At 28.8% G+C, this 26,247-nt stretch carries 26 protein-coding genes; all 26 read left to right on the plus strand.

Features of this window, described 5'->3' with window-relative positions; genetic code table 11:
- The first annotated feature begins 62 nt into the window (after positions 1-62).
- Positions 63-851: a hypothetical protein gene (locus L3B98_RS15845; protein ID WP_238917457.1), complete on the plus strand. Its 789-nt coding sequence runs from the start codon at positions 63-65 to the stop codon at positions 849-851.
- Positions 852-881: 30 nt separating this feature from the next.
- Positions 882-1,664 (plus strand): class I SAM-dependent methyltransferase, encoded by a 783-nt coding sequence (locus L3B98_RS15850; protein ID WP_238917458.1) that lies wholly within the window; start codon positions 882-884, stop codon positions 1,662-1,664.
- Positions 1,665-1,717: 53 nt separating this feature from the next.
- Positions 1,718-2,128: a peptide deformylase gene (locus L3B98_RS15855; protein WP_238917459.1), complete on the plus strand. Its 411-nt coding sequence runs from the start codon at positions 1,718-1,720 to the stop codon at positions 2,126-2,128.
- Positions 2,129-2,209: 81 nt separating this feature from the next.
- Positions 2,210-2,725: a GNAT family N-acetyltransferase gene (locus tag L3B98_RS15860; protein ID WP_238917460.1), complete on the plus strand. Its 516-nt coding sequence runs from the start codon at positions 2,210-2,212 to the stop codon at positions 2,723-2,725.
- 64 nt (positions 2,726-2,789) lie between these two features.
- A complete protein-coding gene (locus tag L3B98_RS15865) occupies positions 2,790-3,092 on the plus strand; it encodes a DUF5316 domain-containing protein (protein WP_238917461.1) in 303 nt (100 codons plus the stop codon).
- Entirely contained in the window at positions 3,089-4,693 is a 1,605-nt protein-coding gene (locus tag L3B98_RS15870) for a hypothetical protein (protein ID WP_238917462.1), read from the plus strand. The genes L3B98_RS15865 and L3B98_RS15870 overlap by 4 nt, the downstream gene beginning before the upstream one ends.
- Positions 4,694-5,007: 314 nt before the next feature.
- Positions 5,008-6,264 (plus strand): tetratricopeptide repeat protein, encoded by a 1,257-nt coding sequence (locus L3B98_RS15875; RefSeq protein WP_238917463.1) that lies wholly within the window; start codon positions 5,008-5,010, stop codon positions 6,262-6,264.
- Positions 6,265-6,458: 194 nt separating this feature from the next.
- On the plus strand, positions 6,459-7,262 hold the full coding sequence (locus tag L3B98_RS15880; RefSeq protein ID WP_238917464.1) for a hypothetical protein: 804 nt from the start codon (positions 6,459-6,461) through the stop codon (positions 7,260-7,262).
- Between the two features lie 43 nt (positions 7,263-7,305).
- Positions 7,306-8,166, plus strand: a complete 861-nt coding sequence (locus L3B98_RS15885; protein WP_238917465.1) for an NADAR family protein — start codon at positions 7,306-7,308, stop codon at positions 8,164-8,166.
- 93 nt (positions 8,167-8,259) lie between these two features.
- On the plus strand, positions 8,260-9,012 hold the full coding sequence (locus L3B98_RS15890) for a hypothetical protein (protein WP_238917466.1): 753 nt from the start codon (positions 8,260-8,262) through the stop codon (positions 9,010-9,012).
- A 241-nt stretch (positions 9,013-9,253) separates the two neighbouring features.
- Positions 9,254-10,492, plus strand: a complete 1,239-nt coding sequence (locus L3B98_RS15895) for a S41 family peptidase (RefSeq protein WP_238917467.1) — start codon at positions 9,254-9,256, stop codon at positions 10,490-10,492.
- Between the two features lie 251 nt (positions 10,493-10,743).
- Positions 10,744-11,193: a hypothetical protein gene (locus L3B98_RS15900; protein ID WP_015393508.1), complete on the plus strand. Its 450-nt coding sequence runs from the start codon at positions 10,744-10,746 to the stop codon at positions 11,191-11,193.
- Positions 11,194-11,235: 42 nt separating this feature from the next.
- Positions 11,236-11,904, plus strand: coding sequence for a DUF4272 domain-containing protein (locus L3B98_RS15905; protein ID WP_238917468.1), 669 nt, complete (start codon positions 11,236-11,238; stop codon positions 11,902-11,904).
- Between the two features lie 33 nt (positions 11,905-11,937).
- Complete coding sequence (locus tag L3B98_RS15910) at positions 11,938-12,897, plus strand: tRNA-dihydrouridine synthase family protein (RefSeq protein WP_238917469.1); 960 nt, start codon at positions 11,938-11,940, stop codon at positions 12,895-12,897.
- Positions 12,897-16,937, plus strand: coding sequence for a leucine-rich repeat domain-containing protein (locus L3B98_RS15915; RefSeq protein ID WP_238917470.1), 4,041 nt, complete (start codon positions 12,897-12,899; stop codon positions 16,935-16,937). The genes L3B98_RS15910 and L3B98_RS15915 overlap by 1 nt, the downstream gene beginning before the upstream one ends.
- A gap of 191 nt (positions 16,938-17,128) precedes the next feature.
- On the plus strand, positions 17,129-18,205 hold the full coding sequence (locus L3B98_RS15920; protein WP_238917471.1) for an aldo/keto reductase: 1,077 nt from the start codon (positions 17,129-17,131) through the stop codon (positions 18,203-18,205).
- A gap of 60 nt (positions 18,206-18,265) precedes the next feature.
- Complete coding sequence (locus tag L3B98_RS15925) at positions 18,266-18,721, plus strand: GNAT family N-acetyltransferase (protein ID WP_238917472.1); 456 nt, start codon at positions 18,266-18,268, stop codon at positions 18,719-18,721.
- 425 nt (positions 18,722-19,146) lie between these two features.
- Complete coding sequence (locus L3B98_RS15930; RefSeq protein WP_238917473.1) at positions 19,147-20,013, plus strand: alpha/beta fold hydrolase; 867 nt, start codon at positions 19,147-19,149, stop codon at positions 20,011-20,013.
- 143 nt (positions 20,014-20,156) lie between these two features.
- A complete protein-coding gene (locus L3B98_RS15935) occupies positions 20,157-20,870 on the plus strand; it encodes a hypothetical protein (protein WP_015393500.1) in 714 nt (237 codons plus the stop codon).
- A gap of 75 nt (positions 20,871-20,945) precedes the next feature.
- On the plus strand, positions 20,946-21,125 hold the full coding sequence (locus L3B98_RS15940; protein WP_238917474.1) for a hypothetical protein: 180 nt from the start codon (positions 20,946-20,948) through the stop codon (positions 21,123-21,125).
- A complete protein-coding gene (locus L3B98_RS15945) occupies positions 21,126-21,698 on the plus strand; it encodes a 2-phosphoglycerate kinase (protein ID WP_238917475.1) in 573 nt (190 codons plus the stop codon).
- Between the two features lie 73 nt (positions 21,699-21,771).
- The gene (locus tag L3B98_RS15950) at positions 21,772-22,542 is read left to right on the plus strand and encodes a GNAT family N-acetyltransferase (RefSeq protein ID WP_238917476.1); all 771 of its coding nucleotides are present in this window, start codon (positions 21,772-21,774) and stop codon (positions 22,540-22,542) included.
- A gap of 49 nt (positions 22,543-22,591) precedes the next feature.
- The gene (locus L3B98_RS29130) at positions 22,592-23,398 is read left to right on the plus strand and encodes a GNAT family N-acetyltransferase (RefSeq protein WP_343073689.1); all 807 of its coding nucleotides are present in this window, start codon (positions 22,592-22,594) and stop codon (positions 23,396-23,398) included.
- A 75-nt stretch (positions 23,399-23,473) separates the two neighbouring features.
- On the plus strand, positions 23,474-24,073 hold the full coding sequence (locus tag L3B98_RS15960) for a Crp/Fnr family transcriptional regulator (RefSeq protein WP_238917477.1): 600 nt from the start codon (positions 23,474-23,476) through the stop codon (positions 24,071-24,073).
- A gap of 64 nt (positions 24,074-24,137) precedes the next feature.
- Positions 24,138-24,938 carry an SDR family oxidoreductase gene (locus L3B98_RS15965; RefSeq protein ID WP_238917478.1) on the plus strand — a complete coding sequence of 267 codons (801 nt, stop codon included), beginning with the start codon at positions 24,138-24,140 and terminating at the stop codon, positions 24,936-24,938.
- A gap of 99 nt (positions 24,939-25,037) precedes the next feature.
- Entirely contained in the window at positions 25,038-26,027 is a 990-nt protein-coding gene (locus L3B98_RS15970; RefSeq protein WP_238917479.1) for an alpha/beta hydrolase, read from the plus strand.
- Positions 26,028-26,247 lie beyond the last annotated feature (220 nt).

The following is a 26,247-nucleotide window of genomic DNA, read 5'->3' on the forward strand; positions in this document are numbered from 1 at the left end:
TCAGAGTGAGTGTATTAATCCTTGCTGATTTGTTTTAGAAATATGTTAAGGAGGAAAGAGCAATGGATTTTGGAAATATAATATTTGCAGCTATATGTTGTTTGTGTTCATTGATTTTTGGAGTAATAGCTCTTTGGGCGTTCAAACGGAAAGATCCAATGCACTTTTGGTCAGGAACCACAGTAAGGCCTGAAGAGATAACAGATATACCATCATATAACCGGGCAAATGGTTTGATGTGGACAATTTATACAATTTGTATGGTTATTACGGGTGTATTCTCACTTTTTAGCATTCTAACAGGTGCTATTTTATTAATTATCTTATGTATACCAGGAACTGTGGTATTAATCGTTGCATATAATCGCATTTATAATAAATACAAAAGTACATCGTTTATTTACAGGACTGATGAGTTAACAGCTAAGACTCCAAAAGCGGTTATTATCGCAATAATTTCAATTACTGCAATAATTGTTATTTCATTAGTTCCATTATTTTATTATGGGGAAAAAGATCCTGACATAAGTATACTTGATAACCAAATACAAATAAAAGCTATGTATGGATTAAACGTTGACTTCTCAGAAATTTCTAAAATATCTCTTATAGAAAAAAGCATGAGTGAAATTGGTACTGTTAAAAAGACAAATGGTTATGACGGTATTGGAGGAACATTAAAAGGAAATTTTAAAGCAGATCACCTTGGTGAAATTTTACTCTTTGTGAAATCAAAGTCAGCTCCTACAATAAAGATTGAAAGAACTAATAAGGAAGCTGTATATATAAGTTTACGTAACAGCGGAAATACAGAACAATTATACCAGGATTTGATAAAAAAATATCATTAAAAAAGAATTAACTTATGGGAGGGCTAAAATATGTCAATAATTACAGGGTTGGAAAACACATTTAATTTAGTATGCACTGAATATGATAAGTGGCGTCCTACTTATGTTAAAGCATTATATGATGATATTTTTGATGCAAAAGAAATAAATTCGTCAAGCAATGTTTTGGAGGTTGGAATAGGAACTGGTCAAGCAACATTGCCAATAATTGAAACAGGTTGCAAATTAACTGCTATTGAATTAGGAGACAAGTTAGCAGAGTTCTCACGTTATAAATTTAAAGATTATGAAAATTTCAAGGTTGAAAATTTAGCATTTCAAGAGTTTGAGTATCCTTCTAATTCCTTTGATATCATATATTCGGCTACAGCCTTTCACTGGATTCCTGAAGAGATAGGATATACAAAAGTATTTGATATGCTGAAAAGTGGTGCTATTTTTGCACGATTTGCTAATCACCCATTTAAGGATAAGATACGAAATAACATAAATATTGAATTTGAAAAAATATATGCAAAGTATATGCCAGGGGCATTAGGTGGGGAAGAATATAGTGAGGAAAATGCCCAAAATATAGCAGACATAGCTTTTAAATATGGTTTTATAGATATAAGTTATAGGCTTTATCATAGAACAAGAAATTTTACTGCTAAGGAGTACACATTATTATTAGGAACTTATTCAGATCACATTGCTATTGAAGAAAAGACAAGAAGGAAATTCTTTGGTGAAATAGAAGAGGTGATCAATGATAACGGTGATATTATTACTATATATGATACAATAGATTTACAACTTGCAAGAAAACCATAACTTAAAAACGTATTTTCAATAAAAAAATATAACTGGAAAAAGAGGGATAAATAATGATAAAACCAATTGTAAAAGATATATTGTTCTTAGGACAAAAATCAGAAAAGGCTACTAAAAATGATATAGCAGTAGTTGATGATTTGATTGATACATTAAGTGCAAACTTAGAGCATTGTGTTGGTTTGGCTGGTAATATGATTGGCGTAAAAAAGCGTATATTGGTATTTACTGTAGGCAGCCTTATTGTGCCTATGATAAATCCAGTAATATTAAAAAAAGAAAAGCCTTATGAAACAGAAGAAAGTTGTTTATCTTTAATTGGCTTTAGAAAAACAAAAAGATATGAAATGATAGAAATTGAATATTTTGATAGAAATTTTAATAAGAAAAAGCAAGTTTTTAATGGATTTACAGCGCAAATAATTCAACATGAAATGGATCATTTTGAAGGTATAATAATTTAATTTGAATAGTTAGTAAGAATCTTCAATTGATGAGGGTTCTCTTAGCTATTTGGGATAAGTTTTCTTATAGGAGGTTATGACATGGTATTAGAGACTCAAAGATTAACATTAAGAGAAATGACACAAGGGGATTTTTTAGCTCTTTGTAAAATTTTACAAGATGCTGATGTAATGTATGCATATGAAGGAGCATTTAATCTAGATGAAGTTCAAGCTTGGCTTGACAAACAATTTAAACGTTATAAAGAATATGGCTTTGGTATGTGGGCCGTTGTTTTGAAGGAAACAGATAAAATGATAGGACAATGTGGGTTATCAATGCAAGATTATAATAATAGCAAGATAATGGAAGTTGGGTATCTTTTTCAAAAAGAATATTGGCATAATGGATATGCAAGTGAGGCTGCAATCGCTTGTAAAGAATACGCCTTTGATAAACTGAATGCTATGGAAGTATATTCTATTATTCGAGATACCAATACAGCATCTCAAAATGTGGCAATACGAAATGGAATGACTTGTATTGATAAGTTTATAAAGCATTATAGAGGTGTTGATATGCCTCATGTTCTATTCTCTGTTAAGAAGGTTTTATAAATTATTATTAGTTAATATAAATAAAGATCGGTTTTATTTAGTAGAGTTTGAGAGGTGGTTATAATTGAAGTCATCATTTTTTATGGGGATAGTTATTGCATTAGCAGCTTATTTAATAGGTTTTTTATCAAATAATTATAATGTAACGTTAAAAATAACTGGATTTGTTTTAATTGTCTCCTTTGTTATAGCTGGTATATTAAATGGTACATTTATTAGCGGTGATAGATACAGAGCTAACTTCATGAATGAAACCAAAGAAGATAGAGACAAAAAAATGAAAATGGTAAATTATTTGCTGCTATTGTCAATACCAAATGCTATTATTTCGCTGGCGATAATAATATTTAGAAATAATTTACAATGAAAGAATGGAGAATGAATAAAGTGGATTGGAGAAAAGAACTGACAGGGTATTTAGAAAAAGATGAGGAAATTCCAGCTAAGATGGTTCAAGAATGGACAAGCTTACCTTTAAGCAATTTAGATAAGTTGTTGAAAATTCATTATGATGCATGTAAGTTGTCAACCAAGTTATATCATGAAGAAGGAGAATTGATGCAATATTTTGATGCAAGCCTTGCTAAATTAATTTTAGCTATAGCATCTGATAAGGATGAAGAGGGAGTGAAATATTTATTTGATCATCTTGATAAGGAGGCACTTAAACGTATAAAACCTTTTACAGAAATAGAACATGCACAACTTATTTTACTTAGATATATTGTTGAAGATAATGACATATATGCATTATTTGAAAAAATGACACTTATGGGCGATAATAATATGCAGAAATTCATCAAATGCTTATTGAAAGATGGAAGTGGGAATCCAAATATTTCAGATGCTAAAAGTAGGCTTTTTAGAAAAATGGAAATAAAAAAGGTAATTGACAAGTTGGATTTATTAAGTAATGATATTATTTCTGATGATGATGAAATTTATGATTCATTAGATAAGTGGTATGATGAGGATAAACATTATTATATTAGTGAAGTTATTAAACTAATTCCTGAAAATAAATGGAGTAAAAAACTTATTATAGAATATGTGTGTGCATGCAACAATACAAATGAACCAAATGAGGCAATTGAATGTCTTAAGAAATATGATTTTCTCGGGGATGAGTCCGCTGTATGGCATTACCTATATGGATATGCATTATGTATGTTAAAGCAGTATGAAAATGCAATAATAGAATTTAAGCATTCGTTGGCGATAGATCTTAATAGAGAAAGTTCGAAGGAAATGCTTGAAAAATGTGAGAAAGTATTAGCAAAAATAAACCATAAGAAAGTGAAACGTAAGAATATTGTGATTGAGTATGATGGAGATAAGAGTAAGTATTTTGTTAAAAGTGGAGCCTTTGATCTGGGATATTTAGGTTGTTATGAAGCTAAAAAAATAGAAGTAGAGTTTGATATTGAAGATATACCTGATGGACTTGAAAATATTGTGAATTCAGAAATGAAACAAAAAGTGATTGCAAAGAAATTATCACAGTTTTACCAGGAACGCCAGAAAGAACTTTTGGAAAATCAAAATGAAATCAACAATACTTTCTTACAATATATATTTAATGATATAACAGATTGTGAATATCCTTTTTGGGAAACTGAAAATGGAGAAATTGAATCCTTCATTATTAAAAGAAAAATGCCTAAAAATCCAGAAGATGTGTTTAGTAGTGAAGTTTTGGATAAGATTGGGCAGGCATCCGAAGAGTATTATGAAAAACCAAATGATGGAAGTATCAAAAAAACAGATATGAAGTTGATAATTTCAGAATGCTTCCCAATGATAAAAATAAAAAGCCTTATAGATTTGATAGAACCAGAATATCTTGTATTTAATGGTGCAAATGTAAGCTTTCAGTGTAGTAGCGATGTATGTGGTGGAATGCTTATATGCAGTGCATACGCTGAAATTCATAAGGATAATTCATTCTGGGATTGGCACAATCACTGATAATTTATTGAGGAATGCATTAATATATTAAAAGATATTTTGCTAATTTAAAATAATGGTTGGAAATATCTCAAACTAATACATAGGTTATGTATTTTATTAAAACACAGTGCTAAATATATATTTTAGTACTGTGTTTTTTTGTATAATTAAGTATTATTTTAAAAGTATTAGTCTATATTTGTATTTATGGTATAATTTTATATAGCACATAATTGAAAGCTATGGTATCAATTTGGTAATTGAACACAAATGTGATTTTGTTACTAAATACTTTTTTGATAATTATATGAAATGGAGAGATATTGTTAATTATGATTTTTTGGTGGGATGTATTAGGGATAAAACAGGATAGTGATTTTAAAACAATAGAATATGCTTATGAAAAGTTATTAAGAGAATATAATCCTAAAAAAGATATTGTAGGGTATCGAAGACTTAGAGAAGCATATGATGAGGGGATAAAATATGCAAAGAAGAATAATATAAATATCAACGAAACTGAGAGTATAATCGGAGAAGTGAGTAGTGATTTTAATATTATTGATGGCTATTTAAATGAACAAGTAAAGATATTTTTGGAGAGGTTAAAAACAATATATAAGGATATAACATTGAGAATAAATTCTGCTGAATGGGATAAATTATTGAATTCAGATATCCTTAGGAATGCAGAAGTTAGTTTAATTCTTGAGGATAAGGTGTTTGAGTTTTTACTAGATCACAAATATTTGCCAGCAGAAATATTGACGAAGTTAAATAATATTTTCAGCTGGAGTCAGAATAGAGTAAAGTTATATGATAAATATTCGAAAGAATATGTTAATGAATTATTACATAGACTTAAGGAACCTAATAATCTTAAATATGATTATATAGGGACAATAGATCCTGTTATTGCAGATGAATATTTATATGAAAGAGAAATGGCATATGAAGCTCTTGAAATGCAAGATTATGGTGAAGCTCATGATTGTCTAAATGAAGCCTATGATTTATTTAGTGATGATGCTGAGCTTTTAAGATTAATGGGAGATTGTTATTATATAAGTGAAAATCACGTAAAAGCATTAATGCTTTATAAATCAGCTTTTGAAATGAATAATAAGGATATGCATAGTGCATTACGTATTGGAATTATTTTAGTTTTAGATAAGAATTTTAGCACAGCTATGCCTTATTTAAAGACATTTTTATCATGTAATAAGAATGATAAGTTAGCATTAGATTATACTGCATTCTGTTATTATTATAGTGATGATTTAGTAAAGGCTAAGGAATATTTTACAAGAGTACTAAGTTTTGATGAGAATAATGAAATTGTAAAAGAATATATAAAAAATATAGAAGCACAGTTGCATGGTGAGCAGGTTAAAAAAATAAAGTTTAATAAAAATAATCTTATTGAAGAAGCAGTAGTTAAAAAAGAAATTAAGATTAAAAAAATAGTTGATAAGAGATTTGAAAGGAAGGAAAGTAAGGCTTCAAGAAATTATAGAATAACAATTGCAATTATTATTGCAATAAGTCTTGGTGTTCTTAGATATGCATTATATTGTTTTCTAAAATAGCAATTGCAATTATTTCAACAATAAGTTTTGCTGTTTTTAAATTAGAGTTACATAAGATTCTTTATCAAATAATGAAAGATATATTTAATTAATAGTAATTTGTAGTGGTTGTTTTTATAAGAGGACGAAATATTAAGATTAGATTAATAATGTGTAGGTAATTTAAAAATACAATTTGATTAGGGGGAACAGTAATGGGGTTGTTTAAAGCTGGAAAGAAAGAAGAAGGATATAGATGCACGCAGTATGCTTTATTTGATGGTATAGAGTTTGATCCAGAAGTTTTTATTCATGGTTTTGAAGAAGATTGGGGAGTAAAATTAGATATAGAAATAAGAAATGAAGATAAAATTAAATTTTTGCATTTTAATATAGATAAGATTCAGTTTGTATGTTCATTTATGAAATCTGAGTATCCAGATAATTCACCAATTGAAGCTGCAAGAAGAAATCCATTTTGGAAAGAGGCAGAAGAATGTGTTGAAAATCATAAGACATTTATGATTGTTGCTATTTTAAAGAATGAATGTTTAGACCAGATTAAAACTTGCTCTATATTTACACAGGTTTGTTGTTCGTTTATGAGACTAGCTAATTCACTATGTATGTATAATGCTGATGCAGGTTTAGTTATAGAAAAAAATAGCTATCGTAACTATATGTACATAATGAAAGCTGCAAGGGAACATAATGATTATTATCTTCCATATCAAAATTGGATAAACATTAATTATATTAGAGAAGAAAATGGCGAAATAGGAGCGTTCACAACAGGATTAAATATGTTTAATATGTTAGAAATAGAGTTAGTACATGTAAAGTATGAAGTTGAGATAATGCAGAAGATTATAAATACTATTTTGTTTTGTATAATAATGGACAATAAGACATTAGAAAGTGGGCAATTAATTAAGTTAGAGGAAGGTATTGAAATTATTACAAAACAAGCAAAAGGATATTATTTAAATGATAGAGAAGTTATGCATATTCTTTATTAATAATATAGTAAAGTTTAATGAAGTAAAAAGGAGAAAGAGTATTATGGGAAATAGAAATGGTAACTTACTAATGGCTCCAGAATGGCTTATGTACCCTAATATTCCATATGGAAGCATTGGCTGGAGAATGGGGTATGGTGAAAGTTATGCAATTGATTTTTATAGATGGTTCAACAAATTAGAAGAGGATGAGAAGAAGAAATATAAAGAAATGTTTCCAGAGCCTAAAAGATGGACAATTGGAGATAATATTTTTAGGCATAATAAATATTGGACATACATCTGGCAAAAAGATGGAAAGCCAGAATATGATTTAAATAAGCTTATTTCAGATTATAAAAATGGAAAAAATTTAGAATACATTTATTTTTGGGGGCATCATCCTAAAAAAGATGGTTCTATTACAAAGTCTTGCTTTAGTCAATGGTGGAAAAGCAGTTTTAATGTTGGAGTTATTAAATATTTATTTATGGAACAATACATGATGGCTGAAAAAGCTAGACTTTTTGAAGATAAAGAAATTGAGGAAAAGATCATGGGTAGTAATGATCCTAATGAAATAAAAGGACTTGGACGTAAAGTTAGAAACTTTGATGAAAGTATTTGGAATAATATTAAATATTCAATCGTTGTAAATGGAAATTATAATAAATTCATGCAAAACGAAAAGCTAAAGTCATTTCTTCTTTCAACAGAAGACAAAATATTAGTGGAAGCAAGTCCTTATGATAACGTATGGGGTATACAGATGTCAGAGGATGATATGGATATAAAAAATCCAGAATTGTGGCGTGGAGAAAATTTACTTGGATTTGCACTAATGGAAGTTAGGAATGAAATAAGAAGAATATCCACAAATAGTAACATGATTGATTTCGATTCATTGCATAAAAAATATGATTAAAATTTAATATAATTTGAAATTATAATATTCTTCTAAAGAATAAATAAGGACAAAATGCTATTCACATTTTGGCGTTAAGTGGGAGAAATAAAAATGATAGATTTTAAGAAGGATTTTTCTAATCAATTGACTTTATTAGAGAATGTAATTGAAGATAATATTTATATAAATAATTATATGGAATATTCAAAATGGATAGTTTCTATTGAACATATGGATGTTATTGTGTTTGGAGATATGTATTCGCCAAAATATGAATATATAGATATGGCAGATAGAATATTAAAAGATTTTGATAGATATATAAATTTAGCGATAGATCGATTTAAGCGTTGGCTTGGATATGATGCTTCATATGTATGTATAAGTATGGAGTTTGGACAAATATATTATAGTGACACGCGACTTTGGGAGAATAGTTTTAGTTTAACATTTACGAGACAGGAAAATATAAAGTCAGAGTGGAAATATACTGCAAAATTTAAAGGTGATGGATGGCCAATTGGAATAGAGGTTTGGTCTGAAAAGCGATGTAGCGAGTTGGAAAGAAAACACTGTTTTATAGATTTTGATGAGGATGATACTGGTGAACTTGAGAATGAGAAATATCAAAATGAACTGATGGAGTTTTTTAAAGAACATGTAAAGATTGACGGAAAATACTACGTAAATGAAGCTATATGCAGTCGTTATTGTGGTACTAGGATTATAAGCAATTATTTTTATGCATTAGGAATAGATCAAGATACAGGTAATAGTGTAAATGATCTATATTCTAATTATACTGTTAAGTATATGAATAAGAATGAATTTTTCCCTATAAGTATTGAGTTTTGGATTAGTTAACATTAGTTTATAGCGATAATATAAAAATAGTGGTGATAAAGAGTTTTTTATAATAATCATTGAGATTTTGGATTTATACAATTCTAAAGATCTACTTTACACTTTGTAGATTTGACGTAGTAATTGATAGAAATAATGTTCTTTGAAAATTTAATAGTACTATATTTGTAAAATATGTTACAATTAATAAAAAATGGTATATAAGCATGTAATAATTATTTTAAGTTAAGAAGGGGATAAGATGAAAAAAAGTAAACTAATCATTATATGGATGGTTATGATATTTACTCTTGTAGGATGCAGAGTGAATAATGGCAAGCCTTCAAATGAAAGCAATAATAGTAATAATAAGCAGCTAACGGAAAAAGAAAAATTAGATGATTTTGAATATATGTATACAATACTTAAAGAAAATTATCCGTTTTTTGAAGTTAACAAAAGACTAAATGGGGTAGATTGGTTAGCGAAGAAAGATGACTATCTTAACAGGATAAAAGCAACGCCAAATGATCAAAGTTTTTATAGTACTTTAAATGTAATAATATCAGACATTAATAATGGACATACCGCAATCGTAGACAAAAATTGGTATTCTACTTTTAAAAGTTCTTATGAAAAGTACTCTGACCACAGAGAGGCATGGTTGGAACAGATAAATAAACCAAAAACTATTGAAAGATATTCTTCTATGAAAGAAAAAGAAGATTCAAATTCTTCAGAAGAAGATTCAAGCTATAAAAAATTAAAGACAATGGATTTAGAAAAAGGGAAGGTTGCTTATATTTCAATATATTCTTTTTTAGATCCACATATGGATGAAGATATGAAAATAATTAATCCTTATTTAGAACAGATAAAAAATTATAAAGCGCTAGTAATTGACATAAGAAATAATAGCGGCGGAAATAATGAATATTGGGCTAGTATAGTTGAAAGACTGATTAGTAAACCATTAGAATATAATTATTATATGGCTTTTAGGGGAGGAGATTTTGAGGAACAATTTCTTAAGAATGTATATGGATTCGGATATGAAAAACTTGAACCTATTTCAAATATAGATAATGAAAAGCTTACAAATATGCCTCCAGAATTGAAAGAAGATTTTAAATATTATTATAAAGCTACAGATACAATAGAACCTAAGAATTCCATTGGATTTAAAGGTAAAATTTATTTGCTTGTAAATGGGCATAATTTTTCTTCAGCGGAAGAATTTGCTAATTTTTCTAAAAGTACAGGATTTGCAACATTAGTAGGCGAGAAAACAAAAGGAGATGGTATTGGATTTCAACCAGCAATATGTTCACTTCCCAATAGTGGTTATCTCTTTACATTTCCAGAAGTAATGGGACTGAATCCAGATGGAACATGCGACTTTGAGAAAAAAACAGAACCGGATATAGCAGTACCAGCACAAATGAATTCAGATATTTCAAAGGATCAGGCGATACAAACTGTTCTAAAACTTGTAAATTGATTTTGAATGTTTTAATATTTGACCCTGTAAAAATAAATAATACATTAAAAAATCGCATATCAATAAATTTGCGATTTTTTTACTGCGTAATACTAAAACATGGTGTATAGAAAGATAATAATAAAGGTGAGTGGAAAATTATAAGAATAATATTAATGAAATTATAAACAGAATGCATTAAAAAACGAGGTGATAAAGTGATTTGTAATAAAATTATGAAAAAGCATTTATCAAAATTGGAGAATCTTAGAATGATAGAAACAAAATTTAACTTGTTTGATTTTGAAAATATAATTTTACCTAATATATATGAAAAAGTAAATTCAAAGGGAGAAACATATTATTGCATTAATAATTTTTGTGGATTGAATAAAAAGAGATATGTTGAATATTCAGGAATTGATCTTACTAATTTTGAATGGGATGGGAATGAGGTTTATATCTGTATAGATACTGAAAGTGAAATATATTCAACTCTAAAAGTTGGATTAATAGCAGTGAATTCTTGGAAAAATATATTAAAATTAAAGTTTCCACAAGTTCAGTTTGATATAGTTATGAGCATTTCTGATGGGATAGAATTTGGGATTACGCCATCAGTTACATTGAGACTTTATGCGATTCGTAATGAGTATCATTATGTAGAAGCTGATTCGATAGAAAATTTTACACAACCTGTTTTAATAGAGCAAGTAATTTAATAAGTTTTTAGGAAAGAATTAAAAAAAGAAAGGGAATGAGTTATGAATTCAGAGGAAAGAAAGCTAAAATCAATTGAAATATTAAAATTAAATCAAGTTCCATATATGGAAGGACTTCCAAGAATAGAAGATGTAAATGAAATAGAGGTTAGAAGTGCTGAAGAAATTGCTAAACGTGCAATAGCTTGTTTAATTGCAATTCAAGTAGCCTGTGACATTAATAATGGAGAAAACGTTGAAGAATCCAGAGAATTTTTTAAAGGATTTTTAGAAAAGTATGGAGTATCAAATGAATTAACAGAAGCAGAGAAAAAAATTATATTTGGTACTCCAGAGGAACAAGATGTAATTAATATGGCATGGAAATATGAAGCCTATTGGACACTTATTTGGGCATTAGGGATTTTGGATGAACTTAACTATCCTTCACAAATATGTGATTGTGATTTTGCAATTAATGTGGTAGCAGATTGTAACGATTTTGATGAATTTATGAAAAAAGTTAATTTAAGAAGTGTAGATGAAATACTTAATGAAGCAGACTTAATTTTTAGATATAACTGGGCTTGTGTAGATGCGAGAATACATGGAAAAAATGCACCAGCCAAATTAGATTCTGGAGTTGTGTTTGAGCGCCATTGGGGACTAAATTGGCTTATTGGTAAGGGAACAGAAAATGATGATTGGGATTGTGTATCAACAGATACTTAACAAATTAATCTTAACAAAGGAGGATATCAATATTTGGAGATAAAAGAATTAAGACTAGGAAAAATAATAATACCATGTAATGTCCTTATGGCACCACTTGCTGGGTATACATGTTATCCTTTTAGAATGCTGTGCTATGATCTAGGGGCAGGACTTTGTTATACAGAAATGGTAAATTGTAATGCACTTAAATACAAGGATGAAGCAATGCAAAAACTTCTTTTCACAACAGCTGATGAGAAGATAAAAGCAGCTCAGTTAGTAGGTTCTGACCCAAGAATTATGGAGAAAATGGCTAGAAGCGAATATCTTTCTGAATTTGATATTATTGATATAAATATGGGCTGTCCAGTGCCAAATGTATTTAAAAGTGGTCAAGGAAGTGCACTCCTTGGGGATTTAAAAAGGGCTTCTTCTATTATCAAAGGTTGTAAAAAGAGTGGGAAAGTGATTACTGTTAAAACTCGTATTGGAATAAAGGAAGATGTAATGATTGCAGGAGAATTTGCAAAAATGTGTGAAGATGCAGGAGCTGATATGATTACAATACATGGGCGAAGTCGCAATATGATGTATTATGGTACTCCATATTTTAATCAAATTGAGCAAGCAAAGTCAGTAGTTAAAATACCTGTAATTGCAAATGGAGGGATTTTTTCAATAGAGGAAGCTGAAAAAATGATGAATGTTACAGGAGCAGATGGAATTATGATAGCAAGATATGCTCTTGAAAATCCATTTATATTCAGTGAGCTTATTCATAAAAAGATCAAGAAGGATAAGTATACAGTAATATCGGAGCAAATTGATTTAACATCAAAATATTATGATGAAATATTTACTATCTTGTATATAAGAAGATTGGTGGCTTATCTTATGAAAGGAAGCAAAGCGGCCAGACAATATAAAACTGAATTATATAATTGTGGTAATATAGAAGAACTTAAATTCATTGTGAAGAAAATATTTTTGGAAGAAAGAGAGAATTATTAATGGAAGATGGATTTATTATCAATGATGGAATTTTAGAAGCATACACACTTAGAGATATAGTTGTTAAGATTCCAGATGAAGTTTGCGTAATAGGAAAGGGAGCCTTTAAAGGATGTGCTTCTATTGAAGAAATCATACTTCCTGAAACAATAACAAGAATTATGGATACTGCATTTAAGGGATGCAGAAAGCTAAGAAAGATAAATTTTCCTTCAAAACTTACTTATATTGGAGAATATGCATTTCATCGTTGCCATTCATTAGAACGTGTAGAGCTCCCAAGTTCAATAAAGAAGCTTAATAGTTGTGCTTTTTTATATTGTGATGCTCTTGAATATGTCTCAATGCCAGGAGTAATAAATTTAGAGAGACATGTATTTTCCAATGATGAAAATTTAAAAACTATAGAAGTTTCAAAGGATTTAGATATATCAAGTATTTGCGATGTTTTTACAGGCTGCGGGAAAGTTTCTAGAATATGCTTAACAGATAAAACTAATAAAACTAACTTTGATATTGAAAGTGTAATTGATATTATAGCATCAAATTCTAATGCACATCCTGTAGTTAAAGCTATTGCTACAGACATATATAGGATGATGGAAATTGAGGATAGAGTTCTTACAAGATTTCTTATAAATGCAAATGAAGTTGAGATACCAAAAGGAATAACAGAGATAGGGAAAAGTTGCTTTTTTGATAAGAAAGGTGTAGTTTTTGTTAAATTTCCAGAAACATTAACTAATATTGAAAGTAGGGCATTTAGAAATTGTATTAATTTAGAATCTATAGAATTTGCAAATGAAAATGTGAACATAAGTCCTGATGCATTTAAAAACTGTACAACACTAAAATATATTAAATTATCTAATGGACAGACATACGAACTTAATGGCTTGCCAGATATATATGATGAAGATATGCTAGAAATAGTTAAAAAAATTCATTCACAAATACTGAATAATTTCTTTATTAGTGGAACTACTTTAGTTAAATATAGAGGGAGTGAGGAAAAGGTAGTTGTACCAGATGGTATAACTGTAATTGGAGAAAAAGCTTTTGCTGGTAATGAAGCGATTGGAAAAGTTATTTTACCACAATCCACAAAAGAAATTCACGAAGAAGCTTTTGCTGATTGCTTACTTTTGCAAACAATTAATTTTGTTGAAGGACTTAAATACGTTGGTATATCAGCTTTTGAAAATTGTGTAAAGCTTATACGAGTAGATCTACCAGAATCAATCACTATAATTGAAAAATCAACATTTAATAGATGTAGAAAATTAAATGAAGTGTCTTTTGGAAGTAAGGTTAAAGAAATTAGAAACTTGGCTTTTTATGGATGTAATTCACTAAAAAATTTGCAGTTTACTAAAGGAATTGAAAGTATAGGCGATATGGCATTTTACAAATGTATTTCTTTAACTGAAGTATGCTTGCCAGAATCTTTATGCAAAATGGGAAGTAATGTGTTTACGGCCTCAGGTGTAAAATCAGCAGTAATAAATTGTGATTTAAATGAGTGTGGTACAGATATTTTTTCAGAATGTAAAAAACTAAGAAAATTAACCTTTGGAGAAGAAGTTAAAAGTATTGGGGATAAATTTGCATTTAAATGTCCTTCACTTAAGTATATTAATTTTCCTACTTCAATTGAATATATTGGAAGAAATACTTTTGAAGATAGTATTTACATGAAGGAAATAACTCAAAGTGATAAAATTAAACATATATTTATGAATGGAGTTAATCTTTCTGATAATATTGTAATTCCCGAGGGAGTAACGTCTATTGCAGGTGGAGCATTTTATGGTAATACTAATCTTAAATCTATAACACTTCCAAAATCACTTAAACGAATTGGTTCAAGAAGCTTTTGTGGCTGCACTTCCCTTAAAAATATAATAATTCCTAAAGGAATAACTAAATTGGAAGAAGGAATTTTTGCATATTGTACATCTTTAGAAACTGTTGAATTTGAAGGTGAAATGATATATATATCTGATAATTCATTTTATGGTTGTAGTGCTTTATCAAGGATTAATTTATCAGAAATAAATTATGTAGGTGAAAATGCATTTAATGGTTGCAAAAATCTTTATGAAATGGATGTTAAATTAACAGATATAAAAGCAAATGCTTTTAAAAATACAGGATTTTTGAAAGAAATGAAAAATAATTCACAATTAATAATATTATCAAATATTGTTATTGATGGAACGGGTTGTTTTGGAGATGTTATAATTCCAGAAGGTGTAGTAAGTATTGCTCCATATGCTTTTTCAGGAAATGACAATATAAATAGTATAGTGTTTCCTAAAAGCCTTGAAGTTATAGGAGAAGATGCATTTGGTGGTTGCAAAAATGTAAAAGAAGTTATTCTTCCTGAATCCTTAAAATATGTTGGAAAAAAGGCATTTGAAAAATGTATAGGTATTACGAAGGTTTCTGGTATTGTAGAAAAAATTTGTGAGGGAGCATTTTCATATTGTATTAACTTGAAAAATGTATTTCTTCAACAAACAATATCTTTTGGGAAAGAAGCATTTTGTGGATGTGAAAGTCTTGAAGTTTGTGAATGTATGGAACTTGAGTATATAGGAGATAATTGCTTTGATGAATGTGGAGAATTAAGAAAATTTGATTTCACTAATGTTAAAGCTATAGGAGTTAATGCTTTTAATGATTGTAATTCGATTGAAAGTATATGTCTTAATGCAGATACTAAGATTTCTAATCATGCTTTTGAAAATTGTGGTAACTTAAGGGAGATAATAGTGTCTAATGAACACATTAGATATGGAAGCTATGCATTTGCAGGATGTACAGCACTTAAAGCAGTAATAATCGGTGAAAAGGTATATCCAACTGAAGATTATTCAATTATTTTTCAAAAAAATGCGCCAGATATTGTGAAATCAATATACAATAGTTCAATAAGTTGTTTTGATATAGATGAAAATCTTTCTTTATACGGATATTTTAATAAAGGACGTTATATACATATACCAAAAGGAATAAGAAGAGTTGAACGTGAAGTTTTTAAAGATGCAATGAATCTTGAAAAAATTTATATCCCTGAAAATGTTGAGTATATTGGAGAAAGAGCTTTTCACGGGACAATGTGGCTAGAAAAACAAAGCAAAGTTTCACCTTTGACAATTGTAAATAATATACTAATTGATGCAGCTGGATGTAAAGGTAGAGTTGTAATTCCTGAGTATATTAAAATAGTTTCAGGATGGGCATTTGCAAATTGTTTTGACCTTGAAGAGGTTGTTTTTTCATCTCAAAAAACAGTTATAGAAGAATATGCATTTAGGAATTGTATTAATTTAAAAAAGGTTATTACTGCAGATGGAAAAGAGTATAAATTAACAAAAATCTCAGATAGAAATGATGAAATGCTCCCTAAAAATGTAAAGCAAATATTTATGGATTGTTTAAATTGTTTTAAAACAGATGAAAATGATGCTCTTGTTGAATGCACAGGAAATATAAAAGAATTAATATTGATAGATGGCATAAGAGAAATTAAGGATAAAGTGTTTAAAGATAGTAATTTATTAACAAATATAACTTTAACAACTAATGTTAAGGCAATAGGAAAAAATGCCTTTGAAAATTGTAAATGGCTTGTATATGTGAAAAATGCATGTAAGGTTAAAAGAATAGATAAATTTGCATTTTCAAGCTGCTATTCGTTAGAAAATATAGAGATTTCAGATCAACTTGAATTTTTAGGAATGAGAGCATTTGAAAACTGTTCATCCTTAAAAAGTATTATAATACCAGAGGGAATAACTGAAATTCCTGAAAAAGCATTTTATAGATGTAAGAGTTTAGAAAAAGTCTATCTTCCATCAACATTAAAGGTAATAGGAAAGGAAGCTTTTGCATTTTGCTATGAATTAACAGATATATATTTTCCAGAAAAACTTGAAATCATAGATTCAAGAGCCTTTTCATGGTGTTCAAAAATTGATAAAAAACATGTTCCAGAAAGTGTTGTAGTAAGTGATGATGCCTTTAGCATTTGATAACTAGTGTGTATGTACATAAAATATAATGCATTGGATTAGTGAAAAATGAATAATTAAGGAAGAAAAGCCTTCTGGCGTTTTAAAATAATAATATTTTTTTAGATATACTGAAGAAATATCATCCTCAATTATTCACTGTTCATTTTAATCATTAATTATATGTAAAAAAGCATGAGAGGAGTTAAAATATGAGATACAGAAATTTAGGAAGTACTGGATTAAAGGTATCTGAAATTGGATTTGGAACAATTCCAATACTTAGTGGAAATGCACCTGTATTGCCAGATTACTTTAGTCCAAATGAAGAAACTGCAATACAAATAATGGAACACGCATATAGGCTTGGTTGTAATCTTTATGATACAGCAATTGTGCCTGAATATGGAGATGCAGAAATAAAGCTTGGTAAATTTGCTGCTCATATAGGAAGAGAAAAAATTATAATTGCAGATAAAGCAAGGTTTTTTAATGGAGATGAAATGTATAAGGCTGTCAATGAATCTTGCAAAAATCTAGGTACATATGCAGATATTTATTTTGTACATCAAGTAGATGAAAGTAATGAAGATATTACCTTTGAAAAATATGGTGCTATAGATGCATTAAATGAATTGAAAGCAGAAGGTAAAATCAAATTTACAGGACTTGCAACTCATTATTATGAAATACTATTAAGAGGTGCGAAGGATAATAGAGTTGATATACTTCAAGGAAGCGGAAATATTTTTGAAAGAGGAATGCTTGATAGAATAGAAGAAGAACCTAAGTTTAGAGCAAAAGGATTTATTTTGAATAAAGTATATGCAGCAGGGATATTACCTTCATTTTTTTCAATAAAAAAACTTTTATCAGGTGTACTTTCATATCCAATATCAACTGCACTAATAGGTATGGGAACTTTAGAGCAAGTAAATCATGCAATGCTCAATGAACCTGACAACTATTATCGACCAACCTTTTCACAAGTAATGTCTAAGCTGGAAAAGAGTTTTAATCCTATTCCTTGCGATAGATGTCAAAGATGTAGATGCATATATGGTATTGAAATACATGTGTTTTTTAGACAATATAATTATTATTTTCTTGGTAAAGATTATTGGGCACTCAGAAAACTTGACCTCGGCATAAAAGAAAGTGCTGAGAAATGCAAAAAGTGCATAGATATGTCATGCTTAAAAAAATGTCCAAAGTCAATAAATATTCCTAAAGTTATTCAGAATATAAAAGAATTAGTAGAAATTCATATTAGAAATTCATTAATATAACTATTCTACATTAAATATTTGAAAAGCCTAATGGAATTTTATAGACGGAAGGAGACTGTAATGAGTTTAAAATATATAAAAGCAATAAAAGAAGATGCAGCTTTGTTAATAGAAATTTATAATGCATCGTTCTATGATGATTATATTAAATATGGGGAATGTCCTGCATATGGAATATCAAGAGAGCGAATGGAAGAGTCTATTGATAAATTTCCTAAATTTATTATTTATTATGATAATATTCCTATTGGAGTTATTTCAGTTGAAAATAGGGGAGGAGGAGAATATTACCTAGGTTGTCTGTGTGTGATTCCCAAATATCAAGGTAAAGGTATTGGTGCGCAAGCAGTTAAATATATGTTGGGATATTTTAAAGATTGGAGTAAAATAACATTAATAACCCCTGTAGACAAGGTTGAAAATATAAATTTTTATACAAAGAAGTGTGGGTTTATAGTTAACGGGACAGATATGGATGGTAATGTAAAAGTAGTTCATTTTCTAATGGAAAGATAAACTTTAATTAAATATTTAAGATTATAAATATGAAGATCATAAGGTAATTAACAAATTTTAAATTTTACTTAAAAGGGACATGCCGTAGTACTTTTAGCTTTTTAAGCGAAAGGAATAATTGCAAGTTGAACCTATTAATGCTGAATAGCTCACATAAAAAATGGAGTTAAGGAGGAGTATATGAAATCAAAATTTATGTTAATAATATCAATTATTCTATTTGTAGTCGCAATTATTATTTTATGGAAAACCGATAATCATGTTATTGGCAGTGCTTTTTTGTTAATTTCATTGCTCATAAATCTTATTATGCAACTTATTTACCTATGGAATAATAGAAGAGTGAAATAAGTCATATTTTATCTTACTATAAGCGGAAGATATAATAAGTGTAGTGTTAACTAAAAAATGAAAGGAAAGAGATCATGGAAATCAAACAGTTTAATATAAATGTAGGATGTAAAAACATACAAATTAGAGATGAAAGCAAAGACCTTTTATTTAATGTTCTTGTACAATATCCAACAAAAGAAATTTCTGTCCCAACAGCATTTGGCCCATATACAATGGATGTTTGTATAAATTCTAAAATATTAGATGGGGAATTTCCGCTTGTTGTGATTTCTCATGGTAATGGAGGTTCACATCTTCTTTATAGAACAATTAGCACACATCTTGCTAAAAATGGTTATGTTGTGGCCATGGTAGAACATTATGGTAATAACAGGAATAATAATGAATTGGAAAACACAGAAGAAAATCTTATTTTAAGACCAAAGCATATAAGTTTAACAATTGATAAACTTCTTTCAGATAGTTTTTTTGGAAAATATGTTAAAGCTGACAAGATAGCAGTACTAGGACATTCTATGGGTGGATACACGGCTCTTGCATTGGCAGGAGGAATTCCAAGAACAATAGACGGTAAGAAAATAGAAACCAATATTGATAATAGAATTAAAGCAATAGTTTTACTTGCACCAGGCGCAGGTTGGTTTATGAATGGTTTAGATGATGTAAGAATTCCTATCCTTATGCTAACAGCTGAACATGACACAATAACTCCTGCTTGGAATGCTGAAACTGTGTTAAAGAGTATTCCAGATAAATCTTTAGTTACTTTTAAGCAAATTGAAAATGCTGGTCATTTTTCATTTCTCAGTCCATTTCCAGAGTCAATGAGAAATCCAAATTTTTTGCCATCGACAGATCCAGAAGGATTTGACAGAGAAAATTTCCATGCTCAATTACCAAAAGATATACTTGCTTATCTTAATGAGAAATTATCTTGAACAGATGTACAAGAGTTTTAGAAGTTGAATATAGGTTAAAAGGTTTTTAAATATAGACTTAAGTTATGTCCTAATTAATGTAGGCAATAAGATTGTTTCTGATAAGAGTTATATATAATTTTATTGAGGGTGGGGAAAATTTTATGTGTACAAGTTTTATTTATCGAGGAAATGATACAATTATTGGAATGAATTTTGATAATAATGGGATGAAATATTCTATTGATACTAAAAATCCTAACTGGTTTACTGTAAAGGTTGACGGAGGACGAGGAAAATATCCGTCGTTTGGAGTAGATTGCTTTGGTAGATTTTTTAATAATCTTGTAGTTAATTCAAATGGAAAAGGATTATATAGAAGACCAAATAAAAAAGTTACTCATACAACCAAATTTATAATGGATATACTAAAGGGAGTTATTAGTACTGAAAAATTAGAAGAATATTTAAGTAATGTTGAAGTTGTTAATGGACCAGATTGGAGCTGCCATAATATGATTTGTGATTCTAATGGAAATGTGTGGGTAGTAGAACCAGGTCGTGGGAATATAAGAAATATAGCAGACTCTTCAAAGTTTTTTGTTATGACAAATTTTTCATTATGGGATTATTTGTATGAAAATGTTGAATGTAATTGTGATAGGTTTAAAGTAGTATCAAGTGAATTGGAAAAAGCGGAGAAAGTAAATGTTGAAACGGCATTTAGTATACTTGATTCTGCAAGTCAAAGGAATGGAGAATGGATTACTGAATTTTCAATGGTTTACTCAAAAAATATGAACACTGTATATTATTGTTTAAATGGTAATTTTAATGAAAGGTTTGAATACAAGTTTTTATGTCTCAAAAATGAATGATAATTAATTCATTTTATATGTTCTAAACGAAGCTTAAAGTAAATTATACAAATTATTTATTGAGGAGAATTACAAATGGAGATTATTTACAAGATTAATGATATTGATTTTGGTATTTCAAAAGAATTTAAAAGTGAGTATCTTACACCAATAACATTAAATCTATTATCAAAAGTGAAAAATGAATGGGATGATTATAATGAAGTGTATCATTGCTGCAAGTTAATTGAAGCTGTAAAATGGAGTGAGATATAGATGGTTATTTTAATTGGTGGAGTAAGTTGTACAGGAAAAACAGTGATGGCTCAAAAGCTACTTGAAAAATACAAAATTCCATATTTGTCTATTGATCATATAAAAATGGGACTGATTCGTGGAAGTAAATATTGTGATTTTTCTGTAACTGATAGTGATAAAGAACTTACATATAAATTATGGCCAATAGTAAAGGGAATAATTATGACCAATATAGAGAATGGGCAACACATTATTATTGAAGGCTGTTATTTACCTCAAGAGCATATTAATGATTTTGAGCCTAATTATTTAAAAGAAATAATTGCATTTTATATAGGTTTTTCGAAGGACTATATTGAAAAATATTTTGGCTCAGGAATTATAAAGCATAGAAATAAGATAGAACAAAAGATATTTGATGAGCATTATATGAACAAAGATAACTTCATTAAACTTCACTTGCAAGTTAAAGAACTTTGTATTAAGAATAATGCTAATTTTTTTGAAATTAGTAATGATTATGCAGGTGAGATGAACAGTGTATATAAGTGGATTGATGAGGAAGTTGAATTAAGAAGACAACAGGAATAAAATGTGAAGTTAATTTGTAATTTTAGAAAAAAATGAAATATAAATTATTAGTACTGAAATGGAGAGAATGAATATGAGCATTTATGAGATTACTGAAACAAAATGTTTGGAAAAAGTATTTGAAGGCTGGCAGGAAACATTAATTTGGTCATGCTTACAAGGATATATGGGAAGAGCATATGCAGACAGTATTACTAATCCCAAATCAGCTAAAATAGTAATAGGAGATTTTTGCTTTTTTGCAGGTAAAGCCAACATAGAACTTGTATTGAATAAGCAAGAGGCTTATAAATCAAATTTCATAATTATGATTCCACAACATGATGAATGGAGCAAGCTGATCGAACAAACATATAAAGAAAATTCAAAAAAAGTATATCGTTATGCAATTAAAAAAGAAAAGAATATATTCGATATTAAGGAATTAACAAAAATTGTTGAAGATATAGAAAATGAATTTACTATTCAAATGATAGATGAAAAGGTTTTTGATCAGGTTATTAGCAACTCATGGTCGGAGGATTTATGTTCACAGTTTAATGATTACGAGGATTATAGAAAACGAGGACTTGGAGTAGTTATACTAAAAGATGGAATTGTTGTTTCAGGAGCATCATCTTATACTGTATATAAAGAAGGAATTGAAATTGAAATTGATACTAGAAAGGATTATAGAAGAAGGGGCCTAGCATTAGTTTGTGGAGCTAAATTGATTTTAGAGTGCCTGAAAAGAGGGCTGTATCCAAGTTGGGATGCACAAAACAAAGGTTCAGTTGCCTTGTCTGAAAAACTTGGATACCATTTTGATAAGGAGTATGTAGCATATGAAATCATGAATTATTAAATGGTACAAAAAATAGAGAAATAAATCTGAATATAAAGAGGAAAATATTATGAATATACGACAAGCTATAAAAATAGATTTAAATACTATAAAAAACATAACTTATGAAACAATTCAAACAATATATCCTCATTATTATCCAAATGGAGCAGTAGATTTTTTTATACAGCATCATAGTGATGAAAATATATCTGCTGATATTGATTCTGGTAAAGTGTTTATTCTAGAAATAGATAAAAAAGCTGTAGGAACAGTTACTATTAACGGTATTGAAATCTGTCGCTTATTTGTTTTACCACATTGTCAAGGAAAGGGCTATGGTGGAGCTTTAATTGATTTTTCAGAGAATTATATATCGAAAAACTCTAAAAAAGTACAGCTAGATGCTTCGCTGCCAGCTAAAGGAATTTATTTAAAGCGAGGGTATAAGGAAATAGAATCTCATTTAATATTAACTCAAAATGGAGATTATTTATATTATGATGTTATGGAGAAAAATTTAAATTTGCCATCTATGATGCTAAATTATGATGGGAAAACATTTATTCTTAAAATCAATACTGAAAATGGTGAAGTAGATAACAAAACAATATTTAACTATCACCAAAATGAAAATGTTGTTTGGGCTGAATATATTGGTGGTGATATTATTAGAGGAAATATAATTGGGACTGTATCGGAAAAAGGTGTATTGGATTTTTATTATCAACATATTAATAAACAAGGTCAACAAAGAATTGGAAAATGCCATAGTGTACCACAGGTTCTGGAAAATGGGAAATTAGAATTACACGAAGAATGGCAATGGTTAAATGGTGATAATTCAAGAGGTTCATCAATTATAGTGGAATTATAAATTAAAATTAGTATTGATACATAATTTTGAAGAGGAATAAATGTGTTAAGGATAATCAATGAAAGAGGTTTCTGAATGAAAGAGAAAACTGACAGTAATTTATTGATAAATCTCATGAAAAGTAATGAGGTTTTTCTTGATGAAGAAAATATAGCTTCATTAGAAAAAATTTTTAAGCCAAAGATAATAAAAAAAGAAATGTACTTTTTGGAAGAAGGAGAAAAATCTACAGAAATCGGATTAATCACTAATGGGATTTTTCGTTCTTATTATATAGATGGAATGGGTAATGATATAACAAAATATTTTTATAAAGAAAGTGATATTTTATTTTCTTACATGGCACATCTTTGTCAGAAAGAATCAGAATATTACATACAAGCATTAGAAGATAGCGAAATTCTTGTAGCTAAAATTTCTGATTTTGAAAAAATAGTTGAAAGTAATGATAAACTACTTTTGTTTTATAAAAAAATGATTGATAAGGTTTTGGTTATGAAAGAAAAACATGCAAGTAGTTTTAAATTATTAGATAGTGTGGGACGATATAAACAATTCCTTGATATGTACCCTGATTTAGAAAAGCGCCTTAAGCAATGTCATATTGCTTCTTATTTAGGAATGACTCCTGTATCTCTTAGTAGAATAAGAAAAAAATTGAATCTTAACAAATGATAATGCAAACAATCTCTAAGTAATTTATGATGTATATAAATTTTACTAATGGAGGTTGATTTATATGAAAAAAGAATTAGTTATTTTAATTACAGGTTGTTCCACAGGAATTGGACGAGAACTTTGTAAGAGTTTATCCGAGAAAGGATATACAGTTGTAGCAACAGCTAGAAATGTGGAAAGTATTATGGATTTGCCGGTGTCATTAAAGTTATCTCTTGATGTAACTCAAAAGGAATCCATATCTAATGTAATAAACGAAGTGTTATCAAAATTTAAAAAAATTGATATATTAGTCAATAATGCAGGTTACTCAGCTAGAGGAGCTTTGGAAGAGCTTGATTTAAATGTTGCAAAAAGTATGTTTGATGTAAATGTATTTGGTATAATTAATATGATTCAGGCGGTCATTCCAGAAATGCGTAAGAAGAATTTTGGCAAGATTATAAATGTGGGATCTATTTCTGGAAAATTTGTTCAGCCTATTAATGGTATGTATTGTGCATCAAAATTTGCAGTTGAAGCATTAAGTGATTCATTAAGATTAGAATTGTACAATGATAATATTCAGACAACTGTTATCGAACCTGGCCCTATAAAAACCAATTTTTTTAAAACTATGGTTAATAACTCAAAAGATATACTGACAAATCAAAATTCACATTATTCTAGGTTTTATGAATCAGACGCTAAATATAGGGATAAGCAAAATTTAACTGATCCTAAAGTGGCTGCAAAAGCAATTGCTGATATAATCCTTAGAAAACGACTTAATTCAAGATATAAAGTGGCTGTTCCGTTTTTGCATAGTATGGTAATACACTTTCCAGATTTTTTGAGAGAATATATTATGAGGAAGCGTTAGCTTTTAGTGATATATAGTACTAAAGAAGTATTCAAAAGCAAGTGGTTATGTATTTTTTATTTAAATGATACAGTACAGTCTTCATCAAAGGAGAAGTATATGAAGGTATTAGAAGAAGGTAAGAATAAGAGAAAATCGAGACTTAAAAAAATTATCGTTGTTGCTATAATAATGCTTTTAATTGGGACAGTATGCCAAAGTATAATGGTTGAAAAAGAAATGAAGATATTATTGCCTAAGGGAGAAATATTTAATATTAATAATCACAATATGTATATAAATTCGATAGGAAGTGGAAGAAATACTGTTGTTTTTGTTGCAGGCTCAGGAACACCAAGTTCCTTTACAGATTTTTATAGGATGCAAATGGAACTAAAGCCGTATGCAGAAACAGTAAGTTTTGATAATGCTGGCTTTGGTTGGAGTGAAAAAACAGATTTACCTAGAACCATAAATGTATTAACTGAAGAGCTACATGAACTTCTTAAAAAATCAGGACAACCATCACCTTATATATTAGTTGGACATTCATTGGCTTCTTTGGAAGTAATCCATTTTGCTCAAAAATATCCTAATGAAGTCAAAGGCATTGTTCTATTAGATGGAGGAAGCCCAGAATTTTATGCAAACGATTCTGAGGTAAAATCATATATATTAAATCGTATTAGTGCAGGATTAAGAATAACAGGAATTGCAAGAGCACTTGGAAGTTTAGATATTAAACTGCCACTGCTTGGAGAAAATTTACGTTTTAATGGATTACCAGAAGATATAAAGAAGGTAGATTTAGCAATGTATTATAGATATCTTGGGAATCCAATGAATTTAGAATATATTAAAAATATAAATGAAAATGCTACAGAAGTAATGAAGAATGGACATCTTAACAACGTTCCTTTAGTTATTATATCTTCTGATAGTGGGGAAGATTGGGAAAAAAGTCAGAAGGAATTATTACATTGGTCAAATCGAAGTTCACAGGAAACACTTCCTAATTCCAGTCACTATATTCATTGGACTAATAATGATTATGTAGTTGAAAAAATAAAGAGTCTAATATTTTTAACATCAAATATTGAAGATAATTAACTTGTAATAAAACACAGAAAATTTTTGAAGCAGAAGTATATCTGCAATGGTTAGAAGGAAATCAGGAAATTAAAAATTTAGGGATAGAAGGTTTTGGGGAGAAAAATTCTGAAAAACCACATTATAAGATATATAAGGAAAAATAAAAGAGCTCTAATTATTATTGTAATAGCTGAAGGAGGTGGTTTCATGATAAGTGACATAAGTGATATAAGGTTTA

Source organism: Clostridium sp. YIM B02555 (assembly GCF_022320955.1).
Lineage (GTDB): Bacteria > Bacillota > Clostridia > Clostridiales > Clostridiaceae > Clostridium > Clostridium saccharoperbutylacetonicum.

Bases quoted from the DNA above. Each gene is read 5' to 3' on its own strand.
- L3B98_RS15960 (WP_238917477.1), top strand. From the start codon at position 23,474: ATGAAAGAGAAAACTGACAGTAATTTATTGATAAATCTCATGAAAAGT.
- L3B98_RS15880 (WP_238917464.1), top strand. From the start codon at position 6,459: ATGGGGTTGTTTAAAGCTGGAAAGAAAGAAGAAGGATATAGATGCACG.
- L3B98_RS15935 (WP_015393500.1), top strand. From the start codon at position 20,157: ATGTGTACAAGTTTTATTTATCGAGGAAATGATACAATTATTGGAATG.
- L3B98_RS15940 (WP_238917474.1), top strand. From the start codon at position 20,946: ATGGAGATTATTTACAAGATTAATGATATTGATTTTGGTATTTCAAAA.
- L3B98_RS15915 (WP_238917470.1), top strand. From the start codon at position 12,897: ATGGAAGATGGATTTATTATCAATGATGGAATTTTAGAAGCATACACA.
- L3B98_RS15860 (WP_238917460.1), top strand. From the start codon at position 2,210: ATGGTATTAGAGACTCAAAGATTAACATTAAGAGAAATGACACAAGGG.
- L3B98_RS15920 (WP_238917471.1), top strand. From the start codon at position 17,129: ATGAGATACAGAAATTTAGGAAGTACTGGATTAAAGGTATCTGAAATT.
- L3B98_RS15855 (WP_238917459.1), top strand. From the start codon at position 1,718: ATGATAAAACCAATTGTAAAAGATATATTGTTCTTAGGACAAAAATCA.
- L3B98_RS15875 (WP_238917463.1), top strand. From the start codon at position 5,008: ATGATTTTTTGGTGGGATGTATTAGGGATAAAACAGGATAGTGATTTT.
- L3B98_RS15845 (WP_238917457.1), top strand. From the start codon at position 63: ATGGATTTTGGAAATATAATATTTGCAGCTATATGTTGTTTGTGTTCA.
- L3B98_RS15900 (WP_015393508.1), top strand. From the start codon at position 10,744: ATGATAGAAACAAAATTTAACTTGTTTGATTTTGAAAATATAATTTTA.
- L3B98_RS15930 (WP_238917473.1), top strand. From the start codon at position 19,147: ATGGAAATCAAACAGTTTAATATAAATGTAGGATGTAAAAACATACAA.
- L3B98_RS15945 (WP_238917475.1), top strand. From the start codon at position 21,126: ATGGTTATTTTAATTGGTGGAGTAAGTTGTACAGGAAAAACAGTGATG.
- L3B98_RS15950 (WP_238917476.1), top strand. From the start codon at position 21,772: ATGAGCATTTATGAGATTACTGAAACAAAATGTTTGGAAAAAGTATTT.
- L3B98_RS15905 (WP_238917468.1), top strand. From the start codon at position 11,236: ATGAATTCAGAGGAAAGAAAGCTAAAATCAATTGAAATATTAAAATTA.
- L3B98_RS15965 (WP_238917478.1), top strand. From the start codon at position 24,138: ATGAAAAAAGAATTAGTTATTTTAATTACAGGTTGTTCCACAGGAATT.
- L3B98_RS15890 (WP_238917466.1), top strand. From the start codon at position 8,260: ATGATAGATTTTAAGAAGGATTTTTCTAATCAATTGACTTTATTAGAG.
- L3B98_RS15870 (WP_238917462.1), top strand. From the start codon at position 3,089: ATGAAAGAATGGAGAATGAATAAAGTGGATTGGAGAAAAGAACTGACA.
- L3B98_RS15970 (WP_238917479.1), top strand. From the start codon at position 25,038: ATGAAGGTATTAGAAGAAGGTAAGAATAAGAGAAAATCGAGACTTAAA.
- L3B98_RS15895 (WP_238917467.1), top strand. From the start codon at position 9,254: ATGAAAAAAAGTAAACTAATCATTATATGGATGGTTATGATATTTACT.
- L3B98_RS15850 (WP_238917458.1), top strand. From the start codon at position 882: ATGTCAATAATTACAGGGTTGGAAAACACATTTAATTTAGTATGCACT.
- L3B98_RS29130 (WP_343073689.1), top strand. From the start codon at position 22,592: ATGAATATACGACAAGCTATAAAAATAGATTTAAATACTATAAAAAAC.
- L3B98_RS15885 (WP_238917465.1), top strand. From the start codon at position 7,306: ATGGGAAATAGAAATGGTAACTTACTAATGGCTCCAGAATGGCTTATG.
- L3B98_RS15925 (WP_238917472.1), top strand. From the start codon at position 18,266: ATGAGTTTAAAATATATAAAAGCAATAAAAGAAGATGCAGCTTTGTTA.